At 71.0% G+C, this 23,167-nt stretch carries 20 protein-coding genes; 10 read left to right on the top strand and 10 right to left on the bottom strand.

Annotated features, from left to right (window positions below):
- Positions 1 to 37: 37 nt before the first annotated feature.
- On the bottom strand, positions 38 to 1,024 hold the full coding sequence (locus SHK19_RS09605) for a hypothetical protein (protein ID WP_322457222.1): 987 nt from the start codon (positions 1,022 to 1,024) through the stop codon (positions 38 to 40).
- Positions 1,021 to 1,959 carry an ABC transporter ATP-binding protein gene (locus tag SHK19_RS09610; RefSeq protein WP_322938513.1) on the bottom strand — a complete coding sequence of 313 codons (939 nt, stop codon included), beginning with the start codon at positions 1,957 to 1,959 and terminating at the stop codon, positions 1,021 to 1,023. Before SHK19_RS09610 ends, SHK19_RS09605 begins: the two co-directional genes overlap by 4 nt.
- A gap of 124 nt (positions 1,960 to 2,083) precedes the next feature.
- Between SHK19_RS09610 and SHK19_RS09615 the strand changes: the two genes are divergently transcribed.
- Positions 2,084 to 2,653 carry a DinB family protein gene (locus tag SHK19_RS09615; protein WP_322457220.1) on the top strand — a complete coding sequence of 190 codons (570 nt, stop codon included), beginning with the start codon at positions 2,084 to 2,086 and terminating at the stop codon, positions 2,651 to 2,653.
- A gap of 6 nt (positions 2,654 to 2,659) precedes the next feature.
- Here the strand turns inward: SHK19_RS09615 and lipB are convergent, their stop codons facing one another.
- A complete protein-coding gene (lipB, locus tag SHK19_RS09620) occupies positions 2,660 to 3,391 on the bottom strand; it encodes a lipoyl(octanoyl) transferase LipB (protein ID WP_322938514.1) in 732 nt (243 codons plus the stop codon).
- Positions 3,392 to 3,477: 86 nt separating this feature from the next.
- Here lipB and SHK19_RS09625 point away from each other — a divergent pair, with 86 nt between their 5' ends.
- Positions 3,478 to 4,092, top strand: a complete 615-nt coding sequence (locus SHK19_RS09625) for a hypothetical protein (protein WP_322938515.1) — start codon at positions 3,478 to 3,480, stop codon at positions 4,090 to 4,092.
- Here the strand turns inward: SHK19_RS09625 and SHK19_RS09630 are convergent.
- The 3 genes from SHK19_RS09630 to lpdA all read right to left on the bottom strand — a co-directional run bounded on the left by SHK19_RS09630 (position 4,038) and on the right by lpdA (position 8,396).
- Entirely contained in the window at positions 4,038 to 4,934 is an 897-nt protein-coding gene (locus SHK19_RS09630; RefSeq protein ID WP_322938516.1) for a TIGR01777 family oxidoreductase, read from the bottom strand. The two genes, SHK19_RS09625 and SHK19_RS09630, sit on opposite strands and share 55 nt — an antisense overlap.
- A gap of 152 nt (positions 4,935 to 5,086) precedes the next feature.
- Entirely contained in the window at positions 5,087 to 6,901 is a 1,815-nt protein-coding gene (sucB, locus tag SHK19_RS09635) for a 2-oxoglutarate dehydrogenase, E2 component, dihydrolipoamide succinyltransferase (protein WP_322938517.1), read from the bottom strand.
- 52 nt (positions 6,902 to 6,953) lie between these two features.
- On the bottom strand, positions 6,954 to 8,396 hold the full coding sequence (lpdA, locus tag SHK19_RS09640; RefSeq protein ID WP_322938518.1) for a dihydrolipoyl dehydrogenase: 1,443 nt from the start codon (positions 8,394 to 8,396) through the stop codon (positions 6,954 to 6,956).
- A 130-nt stretch (positions 8,397 to 8,526) separates the two neighbouring features.
- On the opposite strand from lpdA, the gene SHK19_RS09645 reads away from it, so the two are divergent.
- Positions 8,527 to 8,886, top strand: coding sequence for a hypothetical protein (locus tag SHK19_RS09645; RefSeq protein WP_322457214.1), 360 nt, complete (start codon positions 8,527 to 8,529; stop codon positions 8,884 to 8,886).
- Here SHK19_RS09645 and SHK19_RS09650 read toward each other — a convergent pair.
- On the bottom strand, positions 8,883 to 10,385 hold the full coding sequence (locus SHK19_RS09650) for a leucyl aminopeptidase (RefSeq protein WP_322938519.1): 1,503 nt from the start codon (positions 10,383 to 10,385) through the stop codon (positions 8,883 to 8,885). The two genes, SHK19_RS09645 and SHK19_RS09650, sit on opposite strands and share 4 nt — an antisense overlap.
- Before the next feature lie 56 nt (positions 10,386 to 10,441).
- On the opposite strand from SHK19_RS09650, the gene gcvT reads away from it, so the two are divergent.
- The 4 genes from gcvT to SHK19_RS09670 are packed head-to-tail and all read left to right on the top strand — an operon-like array spanning position 10,442 to position 13,175.
- Positions 10,442 to 11,569 (top strand): glycine cleavage system aminomethyltransferase GcvT, encoded by a 1,128-nt coding sequence (gene gcvT / locus SHK19_RS09655; protein ID WP_322938520.1) that lies wholly within the window; start codon positions 10,442 to 10,444, stop codon positions 11,567 to 11,569.
- A complete protein-coding gene (locus SHK19_RS09660) occupies positions 11,569 to 11,838 on the top strand; it encodes a hypothetical protein (protein ID WP_322457211.1) in 270 nt (89 codons plus the stop codon). The genes gcvT and SHK19_RS09660 overlap by 1 nt, the downstream gene beginning before the upstream one ends.
- Before the next feature lie 39 nt (positions 11,839 to 11,877).
- Positions 11,878 to 12,672, top strand: a complete 795-nt coding sequence (locus SHK19_RS09665) for a thymidylate synthase (protein WP_322457210.1) — start codon at positions 11,878 to 11,880, stop codon at positions 12,670 to 12,672.
- Positions 12,669 to 13,175: a dihydrofolate reductase gene (locus tag SHK19_RS09670; RefSeq protein ID WP_322457209.1), complete on the top strand. Its 507-nt coding sequence runs from the start codon at positions 12,669 to 12,671 to the stop codon at positions 13,173 to 13,175. The genes SHK19_RS09665 and SHK19_RS09670 overlap by 4 nt, the downstream gene beginning before the upstream one ends.
- Before the next feature lie 164 nt (positions 13,176 to 13,339).
- On the opposite strand, the gene SHK19_RS09675 is transcribed toward SHK19_RS09670, so the two are convergent.
- Positions 13,340 to 14,698, bottom strand: coding sequence for a pyridoxal phosphate-dependent decarboxylase family protein (locus tag SHK19_RS09675; protein WP_322938521.1), 1,359 nt, complete (start codon positions 14,696 to 14,698; stop codon positions 13,340 to 13,342).
- A gap of 55 nt (positions 14,699 to 14,753) precedes the next feature.
- On the opposite strand from SHK19_RS09675, the gene SHK19_RS09680 reads away from it, so the two are divergent.
- Positions 14,754 to 15,698 (top strand): LLM class F420-dependent oxidoreductase, encoded by a 945-nt coding sequence (locus SHK19_RS09680; RefSeq protein WP_322938522.1) that lies wholly within the window; start codon positions 14,754 to 14,756, stop codon positions 15,696 to 15,698.
- 18 nt (positions 15,699 to 15,716) lie between these two features.
- On the opposite strand, the gene SHK19_RS09685 is transcribed toward SHK19_RS09680, so the two are convergent.
- Positions 15,717 to 17,180 (bottom strand): sulfatase-like hydrolase/transferase, encoded by a 1,464-nt coding sequence (locus tag SHK19_RS09685; RefSeq protein ID WP_322938523.1) that lies wholly within the window; start codon positions 17,178 to 17,180, stop codon positions 15,717 to 15,719.
- Positions 17,181 to 17,308: 128 nt separating this feature from the next.
- Between SHK19_RS09685 and dapA the strand changes: the two genes are divergently transcribed.
- On the top strand, positions 17,309 to 18,199 hold the full coding sequence (gene dapA, locus SHK19_RS09690) for a 4-hydroxy-tetrahydrodipicolinate synthase (protein WP_322457205.1): 891 nt from the start codon (positions 17,309 to 17,311) through the stop codon (positions 18,197 to 18,199).
- Positions 18,196 to 19,881, top strand: a complete 1,686-nt coding sequence (locus tag SHK19_RS09695; protein WP_322938524.1) for a ribonuclease J — start codon at positions 18,196 to 18,198, stop codon at positions 19,879 to 19,881. The genes dapA and SHK19_RS09695 overlap by 4 nt, the downstream gene beginning before the upstream one ends.
- An 84-nt stretch (positions 19,882 to 19,965) precedes the next feature.
- Here the strand turns inward: SHK19_RS09695 and SHK19_RS09700 are convergent, their stop codons facing one another.
- Complete coding sequence (locus SHK19_RS09700) at positions 19,966 to 23,148, bottom strand: M4 family metallopeptidase (RefSeq protein WP_322938525.1); 3,183 nt, start codon at positions 23,146 to 23,148, stop codon at positions 19,966 to 19,968.
- Positions 23,149 to 23,167 lie beyond the last annotated feature (19 nt).

A 23,167-nucleotide genomic window follows, 5' to 3' on the forward strand; every position in this document is an offset into this window, starting at 1 on the left:
CCAGCCTACCGCGCAGGGGGTCGAGAGCCCTCTTCGGTCAGGGCACGTCGCGACGGTGGAACGACGCGAGCGACGCGGCGGCGAACAGCACCAGCCCGGTCCCGAGGAACAACAGCGCACGTCCGATCGGCAGGGTCTTCTCGACCGAGCAGAAGCCGATTTCCTCATTGCCCGGGCACGGGGCGTCGGCCCAGTAGGGCGCGCCGTCCAGGATGACCGCCGCGATGTTGAGCCCTGGGTTCCAGACCGAGCCGACGCCGATCACTGCGAGCACGATGCCGCCCGCGACACTGGCGGCGAGGAGCACGCCGAGCGCGGCGACCGTGCTGCGGAACAACATCGTCAACGCGTAGCCGGCGAGCGCCGCGCCAGCCGCGATCCCCGCGCCGCGCCATCCGCTCTGGAGGCAGTCGAGCAGGAGCCCGTCACCGATCTCGATGTCGCGCGAGCGCGCGACCAGGCCGAGCAGCAACCAGTACGCCGTCACCACAACGCCTGCGAACAACCCAGCCGCCACTGTGACGACCGTGCCCTTGGCGGCCCAGACGAGTGGCCGCCGCGGCTCGAACAGGAGCTGGTTGCTCACCGACCCGCTGGCCCAGTCGTGACCGGCGAAGGTGGTGCCGACGAGCATCATCAGGATCGCCAGCACGATCACGACCGCGAGGCCCGACCCCTCGTCACGCTCGCCGGCGAGATCCAGCGGCTCCCAGTAGACGAACCACTCGGGCTGCGGGAGGTAGCTCTCGTTGCAAGCCGCCTCGACATCGTCCGGCAGCGGTTGACCGAGGTGCCGCTCGGGGTTGTCGAGGCACCTCTCGTAGCCGCGCTCGACACGCGGGTTCTGCATCTCGATCGCGACCTGCTCCTCGGCGTACGCGAGGTCCCCGGCCGAGGGCGGCCGGGTGTTCAGGACGGTCGCGACGCCGATCACCACCGGGATCGCGACCGCGACCGCGAGGATCACGAGCACGGCCCGGCGGCACAGGAGCCGGGTCAGCTCGACCTGCAGCAGCCGGCTCACGCCACGACCTCAGTCGTGTCGTGGCCCAGCTCTTCGGGTTCGGTGAGCTGGAGGAAGTAGGCCTCGAGGTCGGCCCGCAGCGGGGTCAGCTCGGTCAGCCAGATGCCGGCCTCGCCGAGGGCTCGGGTGATGTCGGCCGGCTGCTCCGCGTCGACGTGGAGCTCGCCGTTGATGCTGGCGGGCGCGAATCCAGCACCGATCAGTGCCTGGGCGGCGGCGCTCGGGTCCGGCACGAGGACGCGGTACGACGTACCGCTGCCCAGCAGCTCGTCCACGGTGCCCGACGCCAGCAGCTTGCCGTTGCCGATGATGGTGGCCGAGGTGCAGACCTGCTGCACCTCGGCCAGGATGTGCGAGCTCAGCAGCACGGTGACGCCGGACGCGCCGAGGTCGCGGATGGTCTCGCGGATCTCACGGATGCCGGCGGGGTCGAGGCCGTTTGTCGGCTCGTCGAGGATCAGCAGGTCCGGGTCCTTGAGCAGGGTCGCCGCGATGGCGAGCCGCTGCTTCATGCCGAGCGAGTAAGCCTTGTAGCGGTCCTTCTCGCGTCCGGCGAGCCTGACCGTCTCGATCGCCGCGTCGACGCGAGCAGGCGGTGCACCGATCGCGCCGGCGAGGAGCTGGAGGTTGCGGCGACCGCTGAAGTTGGGCGAGAACTTGGGCGACTCGACGACCGCGCCCACCCGACCGATCACCTGCGGGAGCCGGTGCGGCACGGGCTGCCCGAACAGCCGCATCGTGCCGCGGGTCGGACGGGCCAGTCCGAGCAGCATCCGGATGGTCGTGGTCTTGCCGGACCCGTTGGGCCCGAGGAAGCCGTGGACGCCGCCGGCCGGCACCGCCAGGTCCAGGCTCTGCACGGCGACCCGCAGCTCGCCGCGGACGCTGCGGAACTCCTTCCGCAGGCCCGTCGTCTCGATGACGAGGTCGCTCACCCGAAATGTCCCCTGTCTGCCTGGTCTGCCGTCCCCTTCGGGGGATCAGACGATCCGACCACGCAAAAGGTTGCCCGGCCCGCCGGACACGCCGGTGGGGTAAAGGGGTGATCAACTGGGGCCTATGGAGATGAAGGACGTGTTGGTCAGCTACCTCACCGAGCAGCGGATGTCGCTGCTCCAGAAGCTCGACGGGCTGTCGGAGCGTGAGCTGCGGACGCCCCGCACCTCGACCGGCACCAACCTGATCGGCATCGTGAAGCACTGCATGAACGTCGAGTACGGGTACTTCGGCCCCACCTTCGGCCGCACGATCGACGATCCGGCGGGCCTGGTGCCGGAGGACGCCTATGACACCGATCCGCAGGTGGACTGGTACGCGACAGCGGAAGAGACGTGTGCGGGGATCGTCGACAATTATCAACGGGTGCAGGCCTTCTGCGACGAGACGATCGACCTGCTGTCGCTCGACGCGCAGGGACGGGTGCCGTGGTGGGGCGACCACGGCAGCGTCACGCTCGGGCGGATCTTGGTCCACGTGATCGTCGACCTGGCGCGGCACGCTGGCCATGCAGACATCCTTCGGGAACAGGTCGACGGGGCCGTGGGCTGCACCGCGCCGGGGGACAACCTCCCCGAGATCGACTTCCCGGCGTACGTCGCCAGGCTGACCGAGCTCGCCGACCGGTTCTGAGGCGGCTCAGGCGCCGGGCGTCAGGACCGGGATCCGGGGTCCGCGGCCGGGCTCGGGACGCGGTTCGTAGTCGGGGGTGGCGTCATAGGGCTGCCAGGCCAGGAGCTCGGCGAGGTGTCGCCGTACGGACGGAAGAACCTCGGTGACCGGTACGTCGCGGCCGAGCTCCTGCGAGAGGGAGGTGACGCCGGCGTCGGCGATGCCGCAGGGGACGAACCGGTCGTACCAACCGAGGTCGACGTCGCAGTTGAGGGCGAAGCCGTGCATGGTCACGCCGCGGCCGACCCGGATGCCGATCGCGGCGAGCTTGCGCTCCGGCCCGCGCGCGTCCGCGCGGAGCCAGACGCCGCTGCGGCCGGGCACCCGGGCGGTGGTGACGCCGAAGTCGGCGCAGACCGCGATCAGCGCCTCCTCGACCCGACGGACGTAGTCGACGACCTTGACGTGGTCAGGGAGGCGGACGATCGGGTAGCCCACCAGCTGGCCGGGTCCGTGGAAGGTGATCTTGCCGCCGCGGTCGACGTCGATCACAGCCGCGGTGCCGGGGTCGGCCGGGCGTTCGTCGGGGGTGGTGCGCTTGCCGGCCGTGAAGACCGGCGGGTGCTCGAGGAGCAGCACGGTGCCGGGCCGGTCGCCGGCGGTGACCTGCGCGTGCACCTGCCGCTGGAGCTCCCACGCCTCGACGTAGTCGATCGCGTCGTCGCCGAGGCCGGCCTCCTGGAACTGCAACTCGATCACGGACCGAGCCTACCTGCGCGACCGAGAGCGCCGGCCCTGTGGAGAGCCGGATGCGCCGGGCCGGTCGCACGGGTAGGACTGAGCCCATGACCGCCGACCGCGACTCCGTGTCGCCGCCGCCGCTGCGAGTGACGCTCGCCGTGGCCGCGGTGATCGTGGTGGCCGTGGTCGCGCTGGTCATCACCGGGCTGCTGCGGTCGACACCGGGGGAGGACCGCAGCAGCCCGGACCCGGCCGGCCCGCTGCCGCGGGTCGCGCCGACGGTGACGGTCACCGAGGCCGTGGCGTCCCTTGCCGTGCTGCGCGACTGGGACCGCGCCCGATCGGCGGCCTGGGCACGCGGCGACGTGCCGGCGCTCCGGCGGATCTACCTCCCCGGGTCACGGGCCGGTGCTCGGGACGTCGGGATGCTCAACCGGTGGGTCCAGCGTGGCCTGCGGGTGCGCCGGATGACGATGCAGGTGCTCTCCGTCGAGCTGCGGGTGCGGACCGAGCGACGGATCGTCCTCGACGTGACCGATCGGCTCGCCGACGCGATCGCGGTGCCGGTCCGTGGGGGCCAGCGGCAGCTGCTGCCCCGCGACGGGCTCACGACGCGGCGGCTCGCGTTCCGGCTGACGGGGACGGGCTGGGTGCTCGCGGCGGTCTACGAGAGGCCGCTGGCCAGCACCGCGCTCACGTCGGGATCGGCGAACTCGTAGCCGAGGTCCAGGAGGGCCTGCGGCCGGATGTTCATCGACCCCAGGAGCTCGGGCGAGAGACGGCCGCCGGCGACCTTGAGGACCGGCGCGGGCACCGTCGCGACCGCCGGCCGGTGCAGCCATTGGGCGAGCGCCTCAGTGAACTCGGCGTTGGTCGGCGTCGTCACGCAGGACAGGTTCACCGGCCCGTCGGCGGTCGGGTGCTCGACGAGGTACGACGTCGCGCCGACCCAGTCGCGCAGCGAGATCATCGGCATGTGCTGGCGGCCGTTGCCGAGCCGTCCGCCGAGTCCGGCCTTGAACAGAAGCCGGAGCTGCTGCAGCGGCGCGCTCGACTTGTCCATGATGGGCGACGTCCGCAGGACGACGACGCGACCGCCGGCGTCGACGGCCGGGCGCGCGGCGGCCTGCCAGTCGCGGCACACGTCGATCATCAGCGTGTGGCCGCGGCTGTCGGCCGCCTCGGTCAGCACGGCGGCGCCGTGGTCGCCGTACCAGCCGACGGCGTTGCCCGCGACGAAGTACGGCGGCTGCGGCGCCGCTGCGACCGCCTCGGCCAGCAACCCCGTCGTCCGCACCCGGGAGTGCCGCAACGCGGTCGACCACTTCTTCGAGTGCGGGTTGCCGATGGTCGGGGAGCCGGCGAGGTTGACCACGACGTCGGCCGACGCCACCAGATCCCGGTCGACCTCGCCCGCGTCGGGATCCCAGCGGGACTCGTCCGGCCCCGCCGCCGGCCGTCGGACGAGCGCCGTGACCCGGTGCCCGCGGCGCTCCAGCTCCTCGCGGAGGTGGGTTCCGAGGAAGCCGGAGCTGCCGGCCATGACGACGTGCAGGCTCATGGCTCCAGCGTGTCACGGGCCGCAACCTCGGCTTTTACGATGGAACTGGACCGGCGGGACTGACCGAGGCCGACATGGAAGGCCAGGTCGACCGAGACTGACGGACGCCGGGCCCCCATGAGGGACCCGGCGCCTTGTCGTGCTGCTGGCGCTCAGACCTCGAACTGCGCGGCCTCGAGCCGGCTCTTGACCTCCTGGAGGAAGCGGCCGGCGTCGGCGCCGTCGACCAGCCGGTGGTCGTAGGTCAGCGCGAGGTAGACCATGTGGCGGACGGCGATCGTCTCGCCGAGGTCTTCGTCGTCGATGACGACCGGGCGCTTGACCACGGTGCCGGGACCGAGGATCGCGACCTGCGGCTGGTTGATGATCGGCGTGTCCCAGAGGGCGCCGACGCTGCCGAGGTTCGTGATCGTGAAGGTGCCGCCGGAGAGCTCGTCCGGCCCGATCTTGTTGGCGCGGGTGCGGCCGGCGACGTCGGCGATCTTCTTCGCCAGCCCGGACACCGACAGGTCGCCGGCATCCTTGACGACCGGCGTGAGCAGGCCCTTCTCGGTGTCCACGGCGAACGCGATGTTCTCGCGGTCGTGGTAGGTCACCTCGCCGGCCTCGAGGTCGAGGGTGGCGTTGAGCGACGGGTGCTGCTTGAGCGAGTCGATCGCAGCCTTGGCGAAGAATGGCAGGTAGGACAGCTTCACACCCTCGCGGGCGAGGAAGTCCTCCTTCGTGGCCTCCCTCATCCGGGCGATGTTGGTGACGTCGACCTCGACCACCTGGGTGAGCTGGGCCGAGATCTGCACCGACTCGACCATCCGCTGGGCGATGATCTTGCGCAGCCGGCTGACCTTGACGGTCTGACCGCGCAACGGGGACGGCGTGGACGACCTCTGCGCGGGCGCCGAGGACGCAGCCGGTGCGGACGTCGCAGCCGGCGCGGCCGCGGCGGGCTTCTGTGCCTCAGCGGCGTCGATGACGTCCTGCTTGCGGATCCGCCCGCCGACGCCGGATCCCTTGACCGACCCGAGGTCGACACCGTGCTGGGCCGCGAGCTTCCGCACCAGCGGAGTGACGTAGCCGGGACGGTCGGTGCCGCCGGCGTCCGCCGCCGGGGCCTCCTTGGCAGCCTCGGGCTCCTTCTCGGCCTCGGGCTCCTTCTGGGGCTCCGGTTCCTTCTCCGGCTCCGGCTCCTTCTCGGGCTCCGGTTCCTTCTCCGCCTCCGGCTCCGGCTTCTTCTCAGGCTCCGGCTCCTTCTCGGGCTCGGGCTCGGACTGGGACTCCGCCGGCGAACCGGATCCGATGAGGGCGAGCTCGGCGCCGACCTCGACCGTCTCGTCCTCCTCGACCTTGATCTCGAGCAGGGTGCCGGCGACGGGGGACGGGATCTCGGTGTCGACCTTGTCGGTGGACACCTCGAGCAGCGGCTCGTCGACGGCGACGTCGTCGCCGACCTTCTTCAGCCAGCGGGTGACGGTGCCCTCGGTGACCGACTCGCCGAGTGCTGGGAGCGTGACCGGCGTGCTCTCGCCCGAGCCGCCCGAGCCGCCGGATCCCCCCGACTCCTCGGCGGCCGGCTTCTCCGGCTCGGACTCCTGCTCGGTCTGCTCCGGCTCGGACTCCTGCTCGGAGGCTTGTTCCGGCTCCTGCGGCTCCGGCTCGGGCTCCGCCTCGGCCTCCGGTGCGGACTCCTCGGACGAACCTTCCTCCGGCGACTCGCCTCCACCCGAGCCCTCGCCCTCGTCACCGATCACAGCGAGCACGGCGCCGACCTCGACCGTCTCGTCCTCCTCGGCCTTGATCTCGAGCAGGGTGCCCGCGACCGGCGACGGGATCTCGGTGTCGACCTTGTCGGTGGAGACCTCGAGGAGCGCCTCGTCCACGGCAACGGAGTCGCCGACCTGCTTGAGCCAGCGGGTGACAGTGCCTTCGGTGACGGACTCGCCGAGTGCGGGGAGGTTGACTTCGGTGGCCATGAAATCCTCGTCTTCGCTTGGTGTTGTGACTCTGCAGGAGCAGGAAGGTGGGTCAGCTGTGGGTGTGCAGGGGCTTGCCGGCCAGGGCGAGGAACGCCTCGCCGAGGGCCTCGTGCTGGGTGGGGTGCGCGTGGACCAGCGGCGCGACGTCGTCGGGATGCGCCTCCCAGCCGTAGACCAGCTGCGCCTCGCCGATCAGCTCGCCGACCCGCTCGCCGACCAGGTGGACGCCCACGACCGGCCCGTCGGCCTGGCGGACCAGCTTGACGAACCCCTGGGTACGCAAGATCTGCGACTTCCCGTTGCCGGCGAGGTCGTACGTGAGGGTGGTGACCGCGTCGTGGCCGTACTCCTCCTTGGCCTGCTCCTCGGTGAGGCCCACCGACGCGACCTCGGGTCGGGAATAGGTGACCCGCGGGATGCCGCGCTCGTCGATCGGTCGCGGGGACAGGCCGCCGATCTGCTCGGCCACGAAGATGCCCTGCTGGAAGCCGCGGTGCGCGAGCTGGAGCCCGGGCACGATGTCGCCGACGGCCCAGATGCCGTCGACGCCGGTGCGGCAGTGGTCGTCGGTGGTGACGAACCCGCGGTCGAGGGTGACGCCCTGCTCCTCGTAGCCGAGACCCTCGGTTCGCGGCACCCTGCCGACAGCGACCAGGAGTACGTCGGCGCGGACCTCGGTGTCGTCGGACAGTGTGACCACGACCCCGCCGCCGTCGTCGTCGCTGGTGACGGTGACGCCGGTGACCGACGTGCCGGTGCGGGCGGTGATGCCCCGCTTGCGGAACGCGCGCTCGAGGGCCGCGGACGAGGCGGCGTCCTCGGGCGGCAGCAGCCGGGGGAGCGCCTCGACGATGGTGACCTCGGCGCCGAAGCTGCGCCACACGCTCGCGAACTCGCAGCCGATGACCCCCCCGCCCAGCACGATGGCTGAGCCCGGCACCCGGTCGAGCCGGAGTGCCTCGTCCGACGTGAGCACGCGGGTGCCGTCGATCTCGATGCCGGGCAGCAGCCGCGGTGCGGAACCGGTCGCGAGCACGACGTTGCGTCCGGTCAGCGTGACCGTGCCACCGGGGCCACCAGGGCCACCAGGGCCACCAGGGCCCTCGACGGTGACCTGATTCGGACCGGTCAGCGTGCCCCGGCCCTCGACGACCCGGATGCCGCGGCTCTTGATGAGCCCGGTGAGGCCCTTGAAGAGCCGGCTGACCACGCCGTCGGCGTAGTTGCGGAGGCCGGCGGCGTCGACACCGTCGTACTTCGCCAGGACTCCGAACGTCTCCGCCTCCCGCGTCGCGTCGGCGACCTCGGCCGCGTGCAGCAGCGCCTTCGTCGGGATACACCCGACGTGGAGGCAGGTGCCGCCGAGCTTCGACTGCTCGACCAGCGCAACGCTGAGGCCTAGCTGGGCGGCGCGGAGAGCACAGGCGTAGCCGCCCGACCCCGCGCCCAAGATCAAAACGTCGACTACGTCGTCGCCGTCGGCCTCGGCCACCACAGTTCTCCCTGTCACTCGGGTGCGCGCCCATCCTTGCACCACGGGTGTTGCCGAGCGCAACGCCCCTGGCTCATCAGGCACACTTGGGGCCATGGCGTTGTGGGATCGGTTCCGGAAGGGGCCGAAGATGAGCGGTCCGGCGCGTGACGCGGCCCGGACGGGCTCGACGCGCGTGCGCGCGGCCGACAAGGTCGACGAGGCCCACCTGCACGAATGGGTCGTCGCTCGGCGCGGCGTCGAGGGCTTCGTGGAGCCCCGCACCGCGGTCAGCGAGGTCACCTTGCTGCTGGTCGCCCACGACGGCGAGTGGACCCGCCGTCGGGTGCCCGGCGTGAAGTGGGCGCACGACTTCTGCAACAAGCACCAGGTCCCGTCGTACGACGCCGCCGTGGTCGGGATCCCGCAGCGGATGCGCGACTACAACTCGCGGATCCGCAAGGAGCAGAAGGCCGCCGACTACCCGCAGTACAAGCCGCGCGAGTCCTAGTCCTCGGGCCGGTCGGCCAACGAACGCGCGAGCTCGACCAGGGTGGCGACGCCGTAGCCGGTCGCACCCGAGGTCCAGTGGCCGGCGGGGCCGCCCTTGTTGAAGGCCGGCCCGGCGATGTCGAGATGGGCCCACGGGAGACCGCCGGTGAACTCGCGGAGGAACGCCCCGGCGAAGAGGCCGCCGCCCCAGCGGATCCAGTCGTGCTGGGACAGGTCGGCGATCCTGGAGGTGCGGATCCGCTCCTCCATGTGCTCGGGGATCGGCATCGGCCACGCTTCCTCGCCGCCGGCGACGGCCGCGGCGAGCACCTGTTCGACGATCGCGTCGTCGCCCATCACGGCGCACATCTTGTCGCCGAGCGCGAGCGACATGTGCGCGGTCAGGGTGGCGATGTCGACGATCAGGTCGGGCTTGCGCTTGACGGCGCGACCGAGCGCGTCGGCAAGCACGAGCCGGCCCTCGGCGTCGGTGTTGGTGATCTCGACGGTCGTGCCGTCGTACGTCGTCAGCACGTCGCCGGGACGGAACGACGCACCTCCGACCATGTTCTCCGCGAGGGCGGCGATGGCGGTGATCCGCACCGGCAGCTTGAGGCGTGCGGCGGTGAGCACCGCCTGCACCACCGCGGCCGCGCCGGCCATGTCCTCCTTCATCGTCGGCATGCTCGCGGCCGGCTTGATCGTCAGCCCGCCCGAGTCGAACGTGATGCCCTTCCCCACGAGCGCCAGGTGGGTGGTGGCCCCCTTGGGGCGGTAGTCCAGCTCGACCAGCCGCGGCGGTGCGTCCGATCCGGCGCCGACACCGAGGATCCCGCCGCACCCGAGCTCGGCGAGCTGGGCCTCGTCGTACACCTTGGCCGTGACGCCGGCGACCCGCTTCGTCGCGGCGACGATCTCGTCGGCGAAGAGGGCCGGCGTCAGGTCGCCCGGCGGGGTGTTGACCCAGTCGCGCGCGGTGACCACGGCGTCGACCACGAACTGCGCCTCGTCGAACGCCGAGATCGAGTCCTTGCGCCGCGCGACCGGCGAGAGCACGACGATCTCGGCCGGCGCCGACCCTGACGAACCGCTCTTGTAGCGGGTGAACGTGTAGCCCCCGAGCCGGTAGCCCTCGAGCGCGGCGCGCAAGAGTTCGGGGGTGTCGGCCGGTAGCGCAAGTGCCACCGAAGCGGAGTTGGTGACCGCGCGGGCAGCGGCACCGGCAGCCCGCCGGACCGCCAGCGGGTCGGGGTCGGCACCGAGGCCGACGAGGACGAGGAGCGGCGACGCGATGGCGCCGTTGGTCGGCACCTTGGCGACCTCGCCCGGCTTGCCGCTGAGGCCGAGCGACGCGAGCAGCGGCGAGAACCGCCGGCCGTAGGCCTTCGCCACGTCCTCACCGCCGGGCGCGAGCCGGGCGGTGCCCTTCCGCCCGCCCTCCCCGGGCACCACGCCGACGACCACGGCTTCCGCCCGGGTCTTGGCGGGGCTGGCGGTGCGCAGCGCGAAGGACGTCATACGCCGGAAGCGTAGACGTCGGCTCTGTCGGAAGGTCCGTCGGTAGAGTCCCCGTCATGCCCGACGGAAGTCAGTCCGCGTCGCCGCCCGCCCTGTCCCGATCGCCGTTGCACGAACGGCACGAGGCACTCGGCGCGAAGTTCGCCGAGTTCGGCGGCTGGGAGATGCCGCTCCAGTACTCCGGGATCGTCGAGGAGCACACCGCGGTGCGCTCCGCGGTCGGCATCTTCGACGTCAGCCACCTCGGCAAGGTGGTCGTCCGCGGCCCCGGCGCCGTCGCGTTCGTCAACGCGACCCTGAGCAACGACCTCGGTCGGATCGGCCCCGGCCGCGCGCAGTACACGCTGTGCCTCGACGCCGACACCGGCGGCATCGTCGACGACATCTTCAGCTACTACCGCGACGACGAGCACGTGCTCCTCGTCCCCAACGCCTCCAACAACGCCGAGGTCCACCGGCGGCTCGCGGCGGCCGCCCCGCACGGCGTCGAGGTGGTCGACCACCATGCCGACTTCGTCATCCTCGCCGTCCAGGGCACCCGGTCCGACGACGTGCTGTCCAAGGTCGGCCTCCCCGTCGGCCACGACTACCTGACGTTCGGCGAGGCCGACTTCGCCGGCGATACGGTCATCGTCTGTCGCACCGGCTACACCGGCGAACGCGGCTACGAGCTGATCGCTCCCAGCACCGTGGCGCTCCCGCTGTGGGACGCGGTGATGGAGGCCGGCGAGGAGTTCGGCATCCTCGCCTGCGGGCTCGGCGCGCGAGACACGCTCCGCACCGAGATGGGCTATCCCCTGCACGGGCAGGACATCGGCCCGACGGTCACGCCCAACGAGGCCCGCCTCGGCTGGGCGGTCGGCTGGAAGAAGCCCGAGTTCTGGGGGCGCGAGGCGGTGCTCGCCGAGAAGGAGAAGGGCGCCCGCCGCAAGCTGGTCGGCCTGGTCTCGACCGGCCGGGCCATCCCGCGTCCGCACATGTCCGTCTCGCTGGTGCCCGACGTGCTGCTCGGCGAGGTCACCTCCGGCACCTTCTCGCCGAGCCTGAAGCAGGGCATCGGCCTGGCCCTGGTCGCCAGCGTGGTCGCCGACGACGCCGAGGTCGCCGTCGACGTACGCGGCCGCCGCGAGGTCTTCAAGATCGTCAAGCCGCCCTTCGTCGACCCCTCCGTCAGGGAGTCCTGATGAACCTCCCCGAGCCCCCGCCGGTCTTCCGTCAGGCCACACCCTCCGAGCGGCCCTGGTGGTGGCGGCTGGAGGACGACGACGGTGCCGAGGTGACGCTGACCGGCGAGGCAGCCGAGGAGTACGGCGACCGCCGGTTCGCGACCCAGGCGGACGCCGAGTCCTGGATCGGCGAGACCTGGGCGCCTCTCAAGGAGGCCGGCGTGGCCGCGGTGACCCTCATCGAGCTCGACCGGGTCGTCTACGGCCCCATGTCATTGAGCGCGTGAGACGCCGAGGAGTCGGTGCGCTGACCTAGGCTGAGCCACGTGCAGGCTTATCTCGATCTCGTGCAGCGGATCCTCGACGAGGGAGTGGAGAAGGGCGATCGCACCGGCACCGGCACGTTGAGCGTCTTCGGCCACCAGATGCGGTTCGACCTCAACGCCGGCTTCCCGCTGGTGACGACGAAGAAGATCCACACCCGCTCCGTCTTCGGCGAGCTGCTGTGGTTCCTCCGGGGCGACACCAACGTGAAGTGGCTGCAGGACCGGGGCATCACCATCTGGGACGAGTGGGCCGACGACAACGGCGACCTCGGCCCGGTCTACGGCGCCCAGTGGCGGTCGTGGCCGACGCCCGACGGCCGGCACATCGACCAGCTCGCGCAGGTGATCGACGAGCTTCGCAACAACCCGGACAGCCGGCGGCACATCGTCTCTGCGTGGAACCCGGCCGACATCCCCCAGATGGCGCTGGCGCCGTGCCACACCCTCTTCCAGTTCTACGTCGCCGAGGGCCGGCTCAGCTGCCAGCTCTACCAGCGCTCGGCCGACGTGTTCCTCGGCGTGCCCTTCAACATCGCGTCCTACGCCCTGCTCACGCACATGGTCGCCCAGGTCACTGGGCTGCAGGTCGGCGACTTCGTGCACACCCTCGGCGACGCCCACCTCTACTCCAACCACCTCGACCAGGCCCGGCTCCAGCTCACCCGCGACCCCCGGCCGCTCCCCAAGCTGGTGCTGGACCCCACGGTCACCGCGATCGACGCCTTCGACCTCGAGCACATCCAGGTCGAGGGCTACGACCCGCACCCGGGCATCAAGGCGCCCATCGCTGTATGACGACTCCCGGCGGCAAGAAGGTGACCATGGTCGCCGCGGTGGCCGAGAACGGCGTGATCGGGCTCGCCGGCAAGATCCCGTGGCACCTGCCCGAGGACTTCGCCCACTTCAAGGAGACGACCTCCGGGCACCTCCTGATCCTCGGCCGCACCACGCACGAGGGGATCGGCAAGCCGCTTCCCAACCGCACCACGATCGTGCTGACCCGCGACCCTGCGTGGCACGGCGAAGGCGTCTACGTGGCGCCGACGCTGCCCGACGCGCTCAGGCTCGCCGACACGATGGACGGCGACGTGATGATCGGCGGGGGAGCGGTGGTCTACGAAGCAGCCCTGCCTTACGCCGACGTGCAGATCATCAGCGAGGTGCATGCCTCTCCCGAGGGAGACACCCGCTACCCGGAGTTCGACCGCGGCCGCTGGCGCGAGGTCGCCCGCGAGCCGCGCGAGGGGTTCGACATCGTCCGGTGGGAGCGGACCTTCGCCTGCGGTGGCGACGCCTAGGGCGTCTCTCTCTATCCCGCGCCTGCTGCGCGACGCTTCCGACTCGATCTGGCTGCGTTGGCGTCGCTCGACGTGCGCCCAGCAGGCCAGCGCTCCGCCGCCTTGCCAGATCGGCCGGATGCGCCGCTCGCGACGGCGCCGGACAGAGAGACACGCCCTAGCCGTCACCGACCCGCGGCCCGGGCGCGCGTCGCGCACTCCAGGATCACTCCGGCGACCGCCTCCGCGTCCTCCGGACCGGACTTCCACGACGACACGCTGATCCGCATCGCGGGAGCGCCGTGCCACTGGGTGGCGCCGCACCAGATCCGGCCGTCGGCCTGCACGGCGGCCACGAGTGCGTTGGTGGAGGCGGCGTCGTCGAGCCGCACCAGCACCTGGTTGAGGACGGCGTCGTTGACGACGTCCAACCCGCCGGCACGGAGCCGGTCCGCAAGCGCGGCCGCGGTGTCGCAGGTGCGCTGGACCAGCTCGGCGACGCCGGTCCGCCCGAGCGCGCGCAGCACCGCCCACACCTCGATCTGACGCGCCCGCTGGGACGACTGCGGCGTGTGGTGCATCGTCTCGAAGCCCTCGTCGCCGGGCAGGTAGCCCGCCACCGCCGTGAACGTCCGCCGCAGCGCGGTCACCTCCCGCACGAACGCGATCCCGCAGTCGTAGGTGACGTTGAGCCACTTGTGCCCGTCCGTCGCCCACGAGTCGGCGCGGTCCAGCCCTGCGACCAGAGCGGCGCGGGTCGGATCCGCGAGCGCCCAGAGCCCGAAGGCGCCGTCGACGTGCACCCAGGCCTCCCGGTCGGCTGCCCAGTCCGCGATCGCGTCGAACGGGTCGAACGCGCCGCTGTTGACCTCTCCGGCCTGCGCGCACACCAGCACCGGACCGGAGACGTCCGGCAGCTCCTCGGCCCGTAGCCGCCCCTGGTCGTCCGCGGGGACCACGACCACCCGCCGGCGGCCGAGGCCGACCAGCCCGAGCGACTTCGACAGCGTCGAGTGCCGGTGGGCGCCGACGACGACGGTGACCGGCGGCGCGCCGAAGAGCCCGTCCGCCTGGACGTCCCACCCGGCACGTTCGAGCAGCGAGTCGCGCCCAGCCGCGAGACAGGTCGCGTTGGCCACGGTGGCGCCGGTCGTGAACACCACCCCGGTCTGCTCCGGCAGCCGCAGGACGTCGACGAGCCAGCGCCGTACGACGTCGTGCAGCCGGGCGGCCACCGGCGACATCACCGGCAGCCCCGCGTTCTGGTCCCAGGCGTCCGCCAGCCACGCCGCACCGAGCGCGGCGGGGTGGACGCCGCCGATCACGAAGCCGAAGTAGCGGTCGGCGGTGGTCGCGACGGTCGCGGGCGATCCCGCGGCGTCGAGCAGCCGCAGGGTCTCGGCGACGTCGGCGCCGGTCTCGGGGAGCGGCTCGTCGAAGGCGGTGAGGCCGGCGATGGCCTCGGGCGTGGGGAAGGCGGGCCGGTCGTCGACCGACGCGGCGTAGTCGAGGGCGGCATCGGCAGCAATGCGGAGGGCGTCCATCCGCCAGTCGTACCACCTTCGCCGGCCGGTTGGGGAGGGCTGGGAAAGTGAGGGCATGACAGTCGAGCTCCGTGTCTTCACCGAGCCCCAGCAGGGCGCGTCGTACGACGACCTCCTCGCGGTCGCCCGCACAGCCGAGCAGCTCGGCTTCGGTGCGTTCTTCCGCTCCGACCACTACCTGACGATGGGCGGCGACGGCCTCCCCGGACCGTCGGACGCCTGGACCACCCTGGCCGGGCTCGCGCGGGACACCTCAACGATCCGGCTCGGCACCATGATGACGAGCGCGACCTTCCGCCATCCGGGCGTGCTCGCGATCCAGGTGGCGGGCGTCGACGCGATGAGCGGCGGCCGGGTCGAGCTGGGCATCGGAGCGGGCTGGTTCGCCGAGGAGCACACCGCCTACGGCATCCCGTTCCCCGACACCAAGGAGCGGTTCGAGCGGTTGGCCGAGCAGCTCGAGATCCTCACCGGGCTGTGGTCGACGCCGGTCGGCCGGACCTACGACTTCGCCGGCACCCACTACCAGCTGTCGGACTCGCCGGCCCTGCCGAAGCCGGTCCAGTCCGTCGGCCACCGCGGCGGACCGCCGGTCCTCATCGGCGGCAAGGGCAAGAAGCAGACGCCCGCACTGACCGCGAGGTACGCCGACGAGTTCAACCTGCCGTTCCTCGACGTGGAGACCACCGAGACCCAGTTCGCGCGGGTACGCGCGGCGTGCGAGGAGATCGGTCGCGACCCGGGAGACCTGACCTGGTCCAACGCGCTCGTGCTGTGCGCCGGACGCGACGAGGCCGAGGTCTCCCGCCGCGCCGAGGCGATCGGTCGCGAACCGGGGGAGCTGCGCGTCAACGGGCTGGCGGGCTCCCCGCAGGAGGTCGTCGACAAGATCGGCCGGTACGCCGCGCTCGGATCCCAGCGGATCTACCTGCAGGTCCTCGACCTGGCCGACCTCGAGCACCTCCACCTGGTCGCCGACGAGGTCATGCCGCACGTCTGAGGGGCACCCGGGACTGCCTCAGCCAGGTTCCGGTAGCGCACCGAACGCCTGGTTGCACTCGGCCTGGCCGGAGCAGACCGCGAGCAACCGGGTCCGCCGCATCAGCTCACGCCTGACCTGCGCGTACGCCCGCCGGTGGAACTGGTTGACGGTCGCGTGCGGGTCGCGTCGGCGGTCGAACAGGATGCCCCTGTTCGGGTTGCTGGCGTGGGTCGCGAAGAGGTAGCGGCGAGTCGTCACGCCCCGGTACTTCCAGCCGTCGGAGGCGTCGCTCGCGGAGTCGCCGATCTGCACCAGGAGCGTGTCCCGCGGGTGCTTGCGCCCGATGTGGCGCAGCGGGAGCCCGTCGAGCGGACGCCCGGGCGCCACCCCGCCCGCCCAGTCGAGGAAGGTCGCCCCCATGTCGACGAGTGTGACTGGTTCGTGGATGCGCTCTCCAGCGGGGATCCCCGGACCGCGGATCACCAGCGGGATGTCGAAGGACTCGTCGAACGGCAGGTTCTTGCCGACCTGCCGGTGCTCGCCGATCTGGAAGCCGTTGTCGGACGTGAAAACGACGTAGGTGTTGCGGAGCTCGCCGAGCGCGCGCAACCGGCGGATGGTGCGGGCAACTGCGTCATCGACCGAACGCAGAGCCCGGGCCCGGGCCCGGGCCATCCTGATGAGCGTCCTGGTCAGGATCGGCGGCTGCTGCAGATCGGACGGCAGGTCACGGACGTTCCTCTCCTGGAAGGCCGGGTCGTCGTACGACGGAGGCAGCAGGTCGGGGTACGCGTCGCTGTACTGGCGTTCGGCGCGGGGCAGCGTCCAGCGCCCACCGTGATAGGCACCGTGCGGGGCCACATGGTTGATGAAGGTGAAGAACGGGCCCGCCATGCGGGAGAACTTGGTCAGGACACGGTTCGTGCGCCGACGGACGACGTCGGCGATGTAGTCGCCCTCGTACCGGTCGCCGTCGGCGAAGAGCGCCCGCCCGTCGTAGCTGTACTCACCGCCGATCTGCGTGTCCCAGCGGGTCCAGCCGGGCTCGTGGGGCGAGCTCACCCGACGGTAGCCGTTCAGGTACTTGCCATGGTGCGCCGTCAGGTAACCGGTTGCCTGCAGCCAGGCAGCGACGGTGTTGTCGGGCTGGTCGAGTGCCTTGTAGCCGCCCCACGGGCCCTTGTTGTTCTGCACGCCGTTGTTCTGTCCGAACTGGCCGGTGAGGAGCTCGGCGCGGGCGGGGCAGCACACCGGGTGCGGCGAGATCGCGTTGGTGTAGCTGGTGCCCTTCCGGACGAGCAGGCGCTGCACGTTGGGCATCAGGCGCAGCTCGTCCGCGCGCATGTCGTCGGTCAGGATCAGCACGATGTTGGGCCGGGCGGCAGCGGTCGCCGGCGCGTTGGCGACGGCAGTCGCCGGTGCGGCTGCGTCTGGAACGACCGTGATCCCCGATAGGACCAGGGCCATCGCCGTCCCGAGGACAGCGAGCGGCCAACCCATGCTGGAGCGCAACCTATGAATTCTTTCCTTCGACATCGGACGGCGAGCATTACAGCAGACCGCGATGGCCGGCGCACGTACGCGCGCCGCCGGTCCGGTGCCCCCGGGCGAGGGGATAGCCTTGCTCCATGAGCTCCGCCCCCTTCGGCACCGTGCTGACCGCGATGGTCACGCCCTTCCGCGAGGACGGCTCGGTGGACCTCGACGCCGTCCAGCGGGTCGCCCGCCACCTCGTCGACCACGGCCACGACGGACTGGTGATCTCCGGGACCACCGGCGAGTCCGCGACCACGACCAAGGAGGAGGACGGTGAGACCCTCGCCGCGGTGAAGGACGCCGTCGGCGACCGCGCCAAGCTGGTCGCCGGCGTCGGCACCAACGACACCAACACCTCGATCTGGCTGGCCCAGCAGGCGGCCAAGATCGGCGCCGACGGCGTGCTGCTGGTGACGCCCTACTACAACAAGCCCGGCCCGCGAGGGATCCTCAACCACTTCCGCCAGGTCGTCGACGCCGCTGAGCTCCCCGTGATGCTCTATGACGTCCCGGGTCGCACCGGCACCCAGATCGCGTTCGAGTGCTACGAGGAGATGGCGAGCTGGGAGCCGGTCGTCGCGCTGAAGGACGCGGTCGGTGACTTCGCCCGCGGCGTCCGGATCCGCGAGCTGGGCTACGCGGTCTACTCCGGGGACGACGTCGCCAACCTGGGCTGGCTGGCGCACGGAGCCGTCGGTTTCGTGTCCGTCGCCGGCCACGTCGTCGGTGACCGGTTGCGCGCGATGTACGACGCCTTCCACAACGGCGACCCGATGGCCGCGCTCGACATCTACACCGGCATGCTCCCCGCGGTCGACGCGATCATGGGCGCTGCCAACTACGGCGCCACCACCGCGAAGGCATCGCTGGAGATGCTGGGGATCCTGGAGAACCGCCGGGTCCGCTCGCCGCTGGTCGAGCTCGACGACACCGAGCTCGTCGCCCTGCGTGCCGGGCTCGAAGCGGCGGGAGTCCTCGGTTGAGTCACCCGCATCCCGAGCTGGGCGCACCGCCCGAGCTCCCCACCGGAGGCCTGCGGGTCATCCCCCTCGGCGGCCTCGGCGAGGTCGGCCGCAACATGACCGTCTTCGAGTACGACGGCCGCCTGCTCATCGTCGACTGCGGGGTGCTCTTCCCTGACGAGCACCAGCCCGGTGTCGACCTGATCCTGCCCGACTTCGCGCCGATCCGGGGGCGTCTCGACGCCATCGAGGCACTGGTGCTGACCCACGGGCACGAGGACCACATCGGCGCCACGCCGTACCTCCTGCGCGAGCGCGGCGACATCCCGCTGGTCGGCTCCGAGCTCACCCTCGCCCTGCTCAACGGCAAGCTGCGGGAGCACCGGCTCAAGCAGCCGGTGTCCCACACGGTCAAGGAGGGCGACCGGATCAGCTTCGGGCCGTTCGACCTCGAGTTCATCGCGGTCAACCACTCGATCCCCGATGCGCTGGCGGTCGCCATCCGCACCGGCGCCGGTCTCGTGCTCCACACCGGCGACTTCAAGATGGACCAGCTGCCGCTCGACGGCAGGATCACCGACCTCCGTGCGTTCGCCCGGCTGGGGGAGGAGGGCGTCGACCTCTTCCTCACGGACTCGACCAACGCCGAGGTGCCGGGGTTCACGACGGCGGAGCGGAAGATCACGCCGGTCCTCGACCAGGTCTTCCGCGAGGCCGATCAGCGGATCATCGTCGCCTGCTTCGCCTCGCACGTGCACCGCGTGCAGCAGATCCTCGACACCGCGGTCGCCCACGACCGCAGGGTCGCCTTCGTCGGCCGCTCCATGGTCCGCAACATGGGGGTGGCGCGGGACCTCGGCTACCTGACCATCCCGTCGGGCGTGATGGTCGAGGCCAAGGAGCTCGCGGACCTTCCGGTCGACCGGCAGGTGCTGATCTCGACCGGCTCGCAGGGCGAGCCGATGAGCGCCCTGGCGCGCATCGCCAACCGCAGCCACCACTTCGTCAACCTCGAGGCCGGCGACACCGTCGTCCTCGCCTCGAGCCTGATCCCCGGCAACGAGAACGCCGTCTACCGCGTCATCAACGGCCTGTCCCGCTGGGGTGCGCGCGTGGTGCACAAGGGCAACGCGCTCGTCCACGTCAGCGGTCACGCCAGCGCCGGCGAGCTCCTGTACTGCTACAACATCGTCCGCCCGCGCAACGTGCTGCCCGTGCACGGCGAGGTCCGCCACATGCTCGCCAACGGCGCGCTGGCCAAGCAGACCGGCGTTGAGAACGTCGTCTATGCCGAGGACGGCGTCGTCGTCGACCTCGTCGACGGCGTGGCGTCGGTCACCGGGAAGGTCCCGGTCGGCTACGTGTTCGTCGACGGCCCGTCGATCGGCGACGTCACCGAGTCCGAGCTCAAGGACCGCCGGATCCTCGGCGAGGAGGGCTTCATCTCCGTGATCGTGGTCGTCGACTCGGTCGCCGGGAAGGTCTCCGCCGGCCCCGAGATCCACGCCCGCGGGCACGCCTGGGACGACACCATGTTCGAGGCCATCAAGCAGCCGATCGTCGACGCGGTCAACGGTCTGCTGTCGGAGGGCGTCGACGACACCTACCAGCTCCAGCAGTCCGTACGACGCACGATCGGCCGCTGGGTCAGCAGCACCCACAAGCGCCGGCCGATGATCATCCCGGTCGTCGTCGAGGCGTAGTCGCAGCTCGACCAACAGGCGGCAAGACAGCCGGTCCCCGTCCTCCTGAGGAGGACGGGGACCGTTGCCCTTGCTGCTAGCCGATCATGGTCGGACCACGCGGATCGTGAATCCCTGGCGGCTCGGCCGGAATAGCTCCGACCCGTTGTACCGCGCGAGCAGGTCGTGCGAGCCGACCCGGAAGATCCGCAGCACCGTGATCTCGGCGACGCCGTTCCCGTTGAGCGTGTCTCGTCCCAGCTTCGCCGCTCCGACGAAGAGGGCGACGCGCCCGGTCGGGGTCTTGCCGTTGTTGGCGGTGACCTTGACCTTGACCGTGAACGCCTTGCCCTTGACCACCGGACGCGGGTCGACATCCACGACCTTCGTGTCCGTCCCGACCGGCTTGGGTGCGCAGACCTGGACCTTCACGTTGTCGACGTACCAACCGTCGACGCCGTTGCAACCGTCACGACCGAAGTCGAACCGGAAGTTCACGGTGTCGCCCGCGTCCGCAAGCCCGCGGAGGTTGATGATCGACTTGCCCCACGAACCGGTCAGCTGACCGCCGTCGGTGCCCGTCCAGGCGAGCTCGCCGCCCATCGACGTGCCCTGGGTCGGGTCGAGCTCGCGACCCGGCGCGTTGAACAGGTACGCGTCGGCCGGCACCAGCTCGAAGGCCCCGCCGTTGACGCTGACCTTGACGTTGCCGCCGTCCCACGTCGCCTCCGACGCCATGTAGTGGCGGAAGGTCAGCCGGGGGACCCGGCCACGAGGCACCTGGATGTCCGGGCTGATCAGGCCGTTGCGGCTGGTGAGGTCGCCAGGGGCGCCGCACGTGCCGGTGACGGGGTCAGGGGCGAACGCGGCGTTGCTGCCCTGTCCGGCCGGACCGTCGTTCTCCTCCGCGACCTCCCACGGGATGCCCTCGCTGAATGCGAAACCGAGCTCCTCGTCCTGGCTCCAGCCCGCGAGGCCGTCCTCGAACTTCTCCACGTAGGTGGTCTTGGTCAGGAACTTGTCACCGCAGACCGACGGGTTGCCGGGCTGCAGCAGCGGCTGCCAGTCGCACTGCTCCTGCGGGTCGAGCCGCAGCTCGGTCTCGGCGATGGCGTCCTTGACCCTGTTGCAGTCGGTGGCGGTGGTGCCGCCCTCGACCAGCTCCGGGTCGACCACGCCGCCGTCGGACCCGTCGGGATCCGACGGGTTGCCGAGCGTGACCTTCTCGAAGGTGACGCCCTGCAGTGCCGCACAGGACGCCTCGAGAGCGTCGGCCAGGTCGGGGAAGTACGACGACGGCGTCAGGTAGTGGATCTGGGAGTACCAGAACAGCCACGCTGCCTTGTCGAGACCGATCGGGGCGACCTTGCCGTCCAGACCGTCCACGAGGATCGCGAACGTCCGGTTGACCACACCCGAGTTGGAGTGCACGCCGCCGGAGTCGCTCTCGTCGCAGTGGTACTCGGCGTCCGAGACCGCGCCCGGATGGCCATAGCAGTTCGGGTTCCACATGTCGCGGATCGCACCGCCGAAGGCGGGGTCGGCCTCGCCCGACAGCCACCGGTAGGTGTCGTCCGTCGGCGCGGGAACCGCGGCGATGTCGAAGCTCACCGGGCCACCGGCCGTCTTGAACCGCTCGCCGTCCTCGAGGGTGACCATCACTCCGTAGATGTCGGAGATGCCCGACATCGAGATCGGGTCGCGACCCGCGACGTTGTCGCCGACGACGATGCCCTCGGCACCGGCGGCGTCCGCGTTGTCGGCCTTCGTCTGGAACGTGCAGGAGCCTCGGTCGACGTAGACCCACTGTCCGGCGATGTCGCCGGCGTTGGTGAACGGCAGGCAGCCGTTGCCCGTCGAGCTGTCGGGCGTGCCGTCCGGCAGGGTTCCGACGCCGTCAACGCCGACGATCGCGGTGCCGGACACACCGGCCTGCGTGATGACCGGGCCGAACGACGCCGGAGCGGCGGTGCAGGGTCCGTCGACGCTGGCGGGCGCGGTGATCTCCATCGTCACCGCGGAGCGGGTGTGCACCGAGCACACCCCCTCGGTGCGCTCGATCTTGTCGGCCTGCGTGTCGCCGCCCTCGTTGTGCCGGGTGTTCAGCATGTCGACGGTCTCGCCCCAGATGTCGGAGTACGCCTCGTTCATCGCACCCGACTGCCACTGGTAGATCAGGCCCGAGGTCGACTCCGTGTAGGCGTGGGCCCACTCGTGCGCGACGGTGTCGTCACCGGTGACGCCGGTGCAGTAGTTGGTCGAGAAGCCGTTCCAGTTGGCGTTGGGGCAGCTGATCCGCGGGTCGTTGTTCGTGGTGTACATGGTCCCGCCGGTGCCGTCCCACGAGTTGTAGCCGAACGTGTTGCGGAACATCCAGTAGGACTCACCCGCGCCCAGGATCTCGTTCTCCTGGTCCTCGGTCAGGCCGGCGGGGAAGGGGTCGCCCTCGCTCCAGACGTGCGTGTAGGTGCCGTCTTCGTTGCCCTCGAACAGCTCACGGTCGAGGGCGTGCGCCATCATCGACCAGCGGTTGAGCGGCTTGTTGGTCTCGGCGTCGAGGATGACCGTCTCGCGGATGGTGGACTTGTTCCACACCTCGGCAACCCAGGCGAGCCTGTTGACGCCGTCGATGCCGCGCGGGGTGCCGGTGCGGTAGATCATCAGCTTGATCGACCGGACCTCGAGGCCCTTCGTGAAGCCCTCGGGCACACCGCCGTCCTCGTGGCCCTCGGGGCTGGCCTTGACCAGCTCGAGCGCGCGCGCCGACGCCTGGCTCTCGGAGAACCGGGGTGAGGTCGAGAGCGACAGGCCGGGAGCGGCGAAGCCGTTGACGGAGGTCAGCGCGCCCTCGCGGTTGACCTCGGCCTTGAGCTCGGCCGCAAAGACCGGGATCCCCTTGTAGGACTGGGTGAAGGTGACCGAGTGGCCGCCCCGGTCGGAGTAGACCTCGGTCTGCTTCAGCTCGCTGGCCCGGGCGCCGAAGGCTCCGGCGAACCGGTCGAGGTAGCGGGTGGCCTTGTCGATCGCGCCCGCGCGACCCTCGGCGGCGACGCCGGGGAGCAGGTCGGGGTCGGCCCCGTTGGCGCGCGCGAAGCCGACCTTCCCAGTGGCGGGGTTGTTGCGCAGGGCGAGCTTTCCGGACGCCTCGTCGCGCATCTCGGCGACGAGGGACGGGTCGGGCTGCGTTGTCGGAGCAGCGGAGGCGCTGACTGCTGGAGGGGCCGCCAAGCCGGCGGCGACAAGGGCGAGGCCGACAGCAAAACTGCGGCCTCGGTTGAAGTTCTTCACCGAGATTCCCTTCGAAGGA

Source organism: Nocardioides bizhenqiangii, from assembly GCF_034661235.1.
GTDB lineage: Bacteria > Actinomycetota > Actinomycetes > Propionibacteriales > Nocardioidaceae > Nocardioides > Nocardioides bizhenqiangii.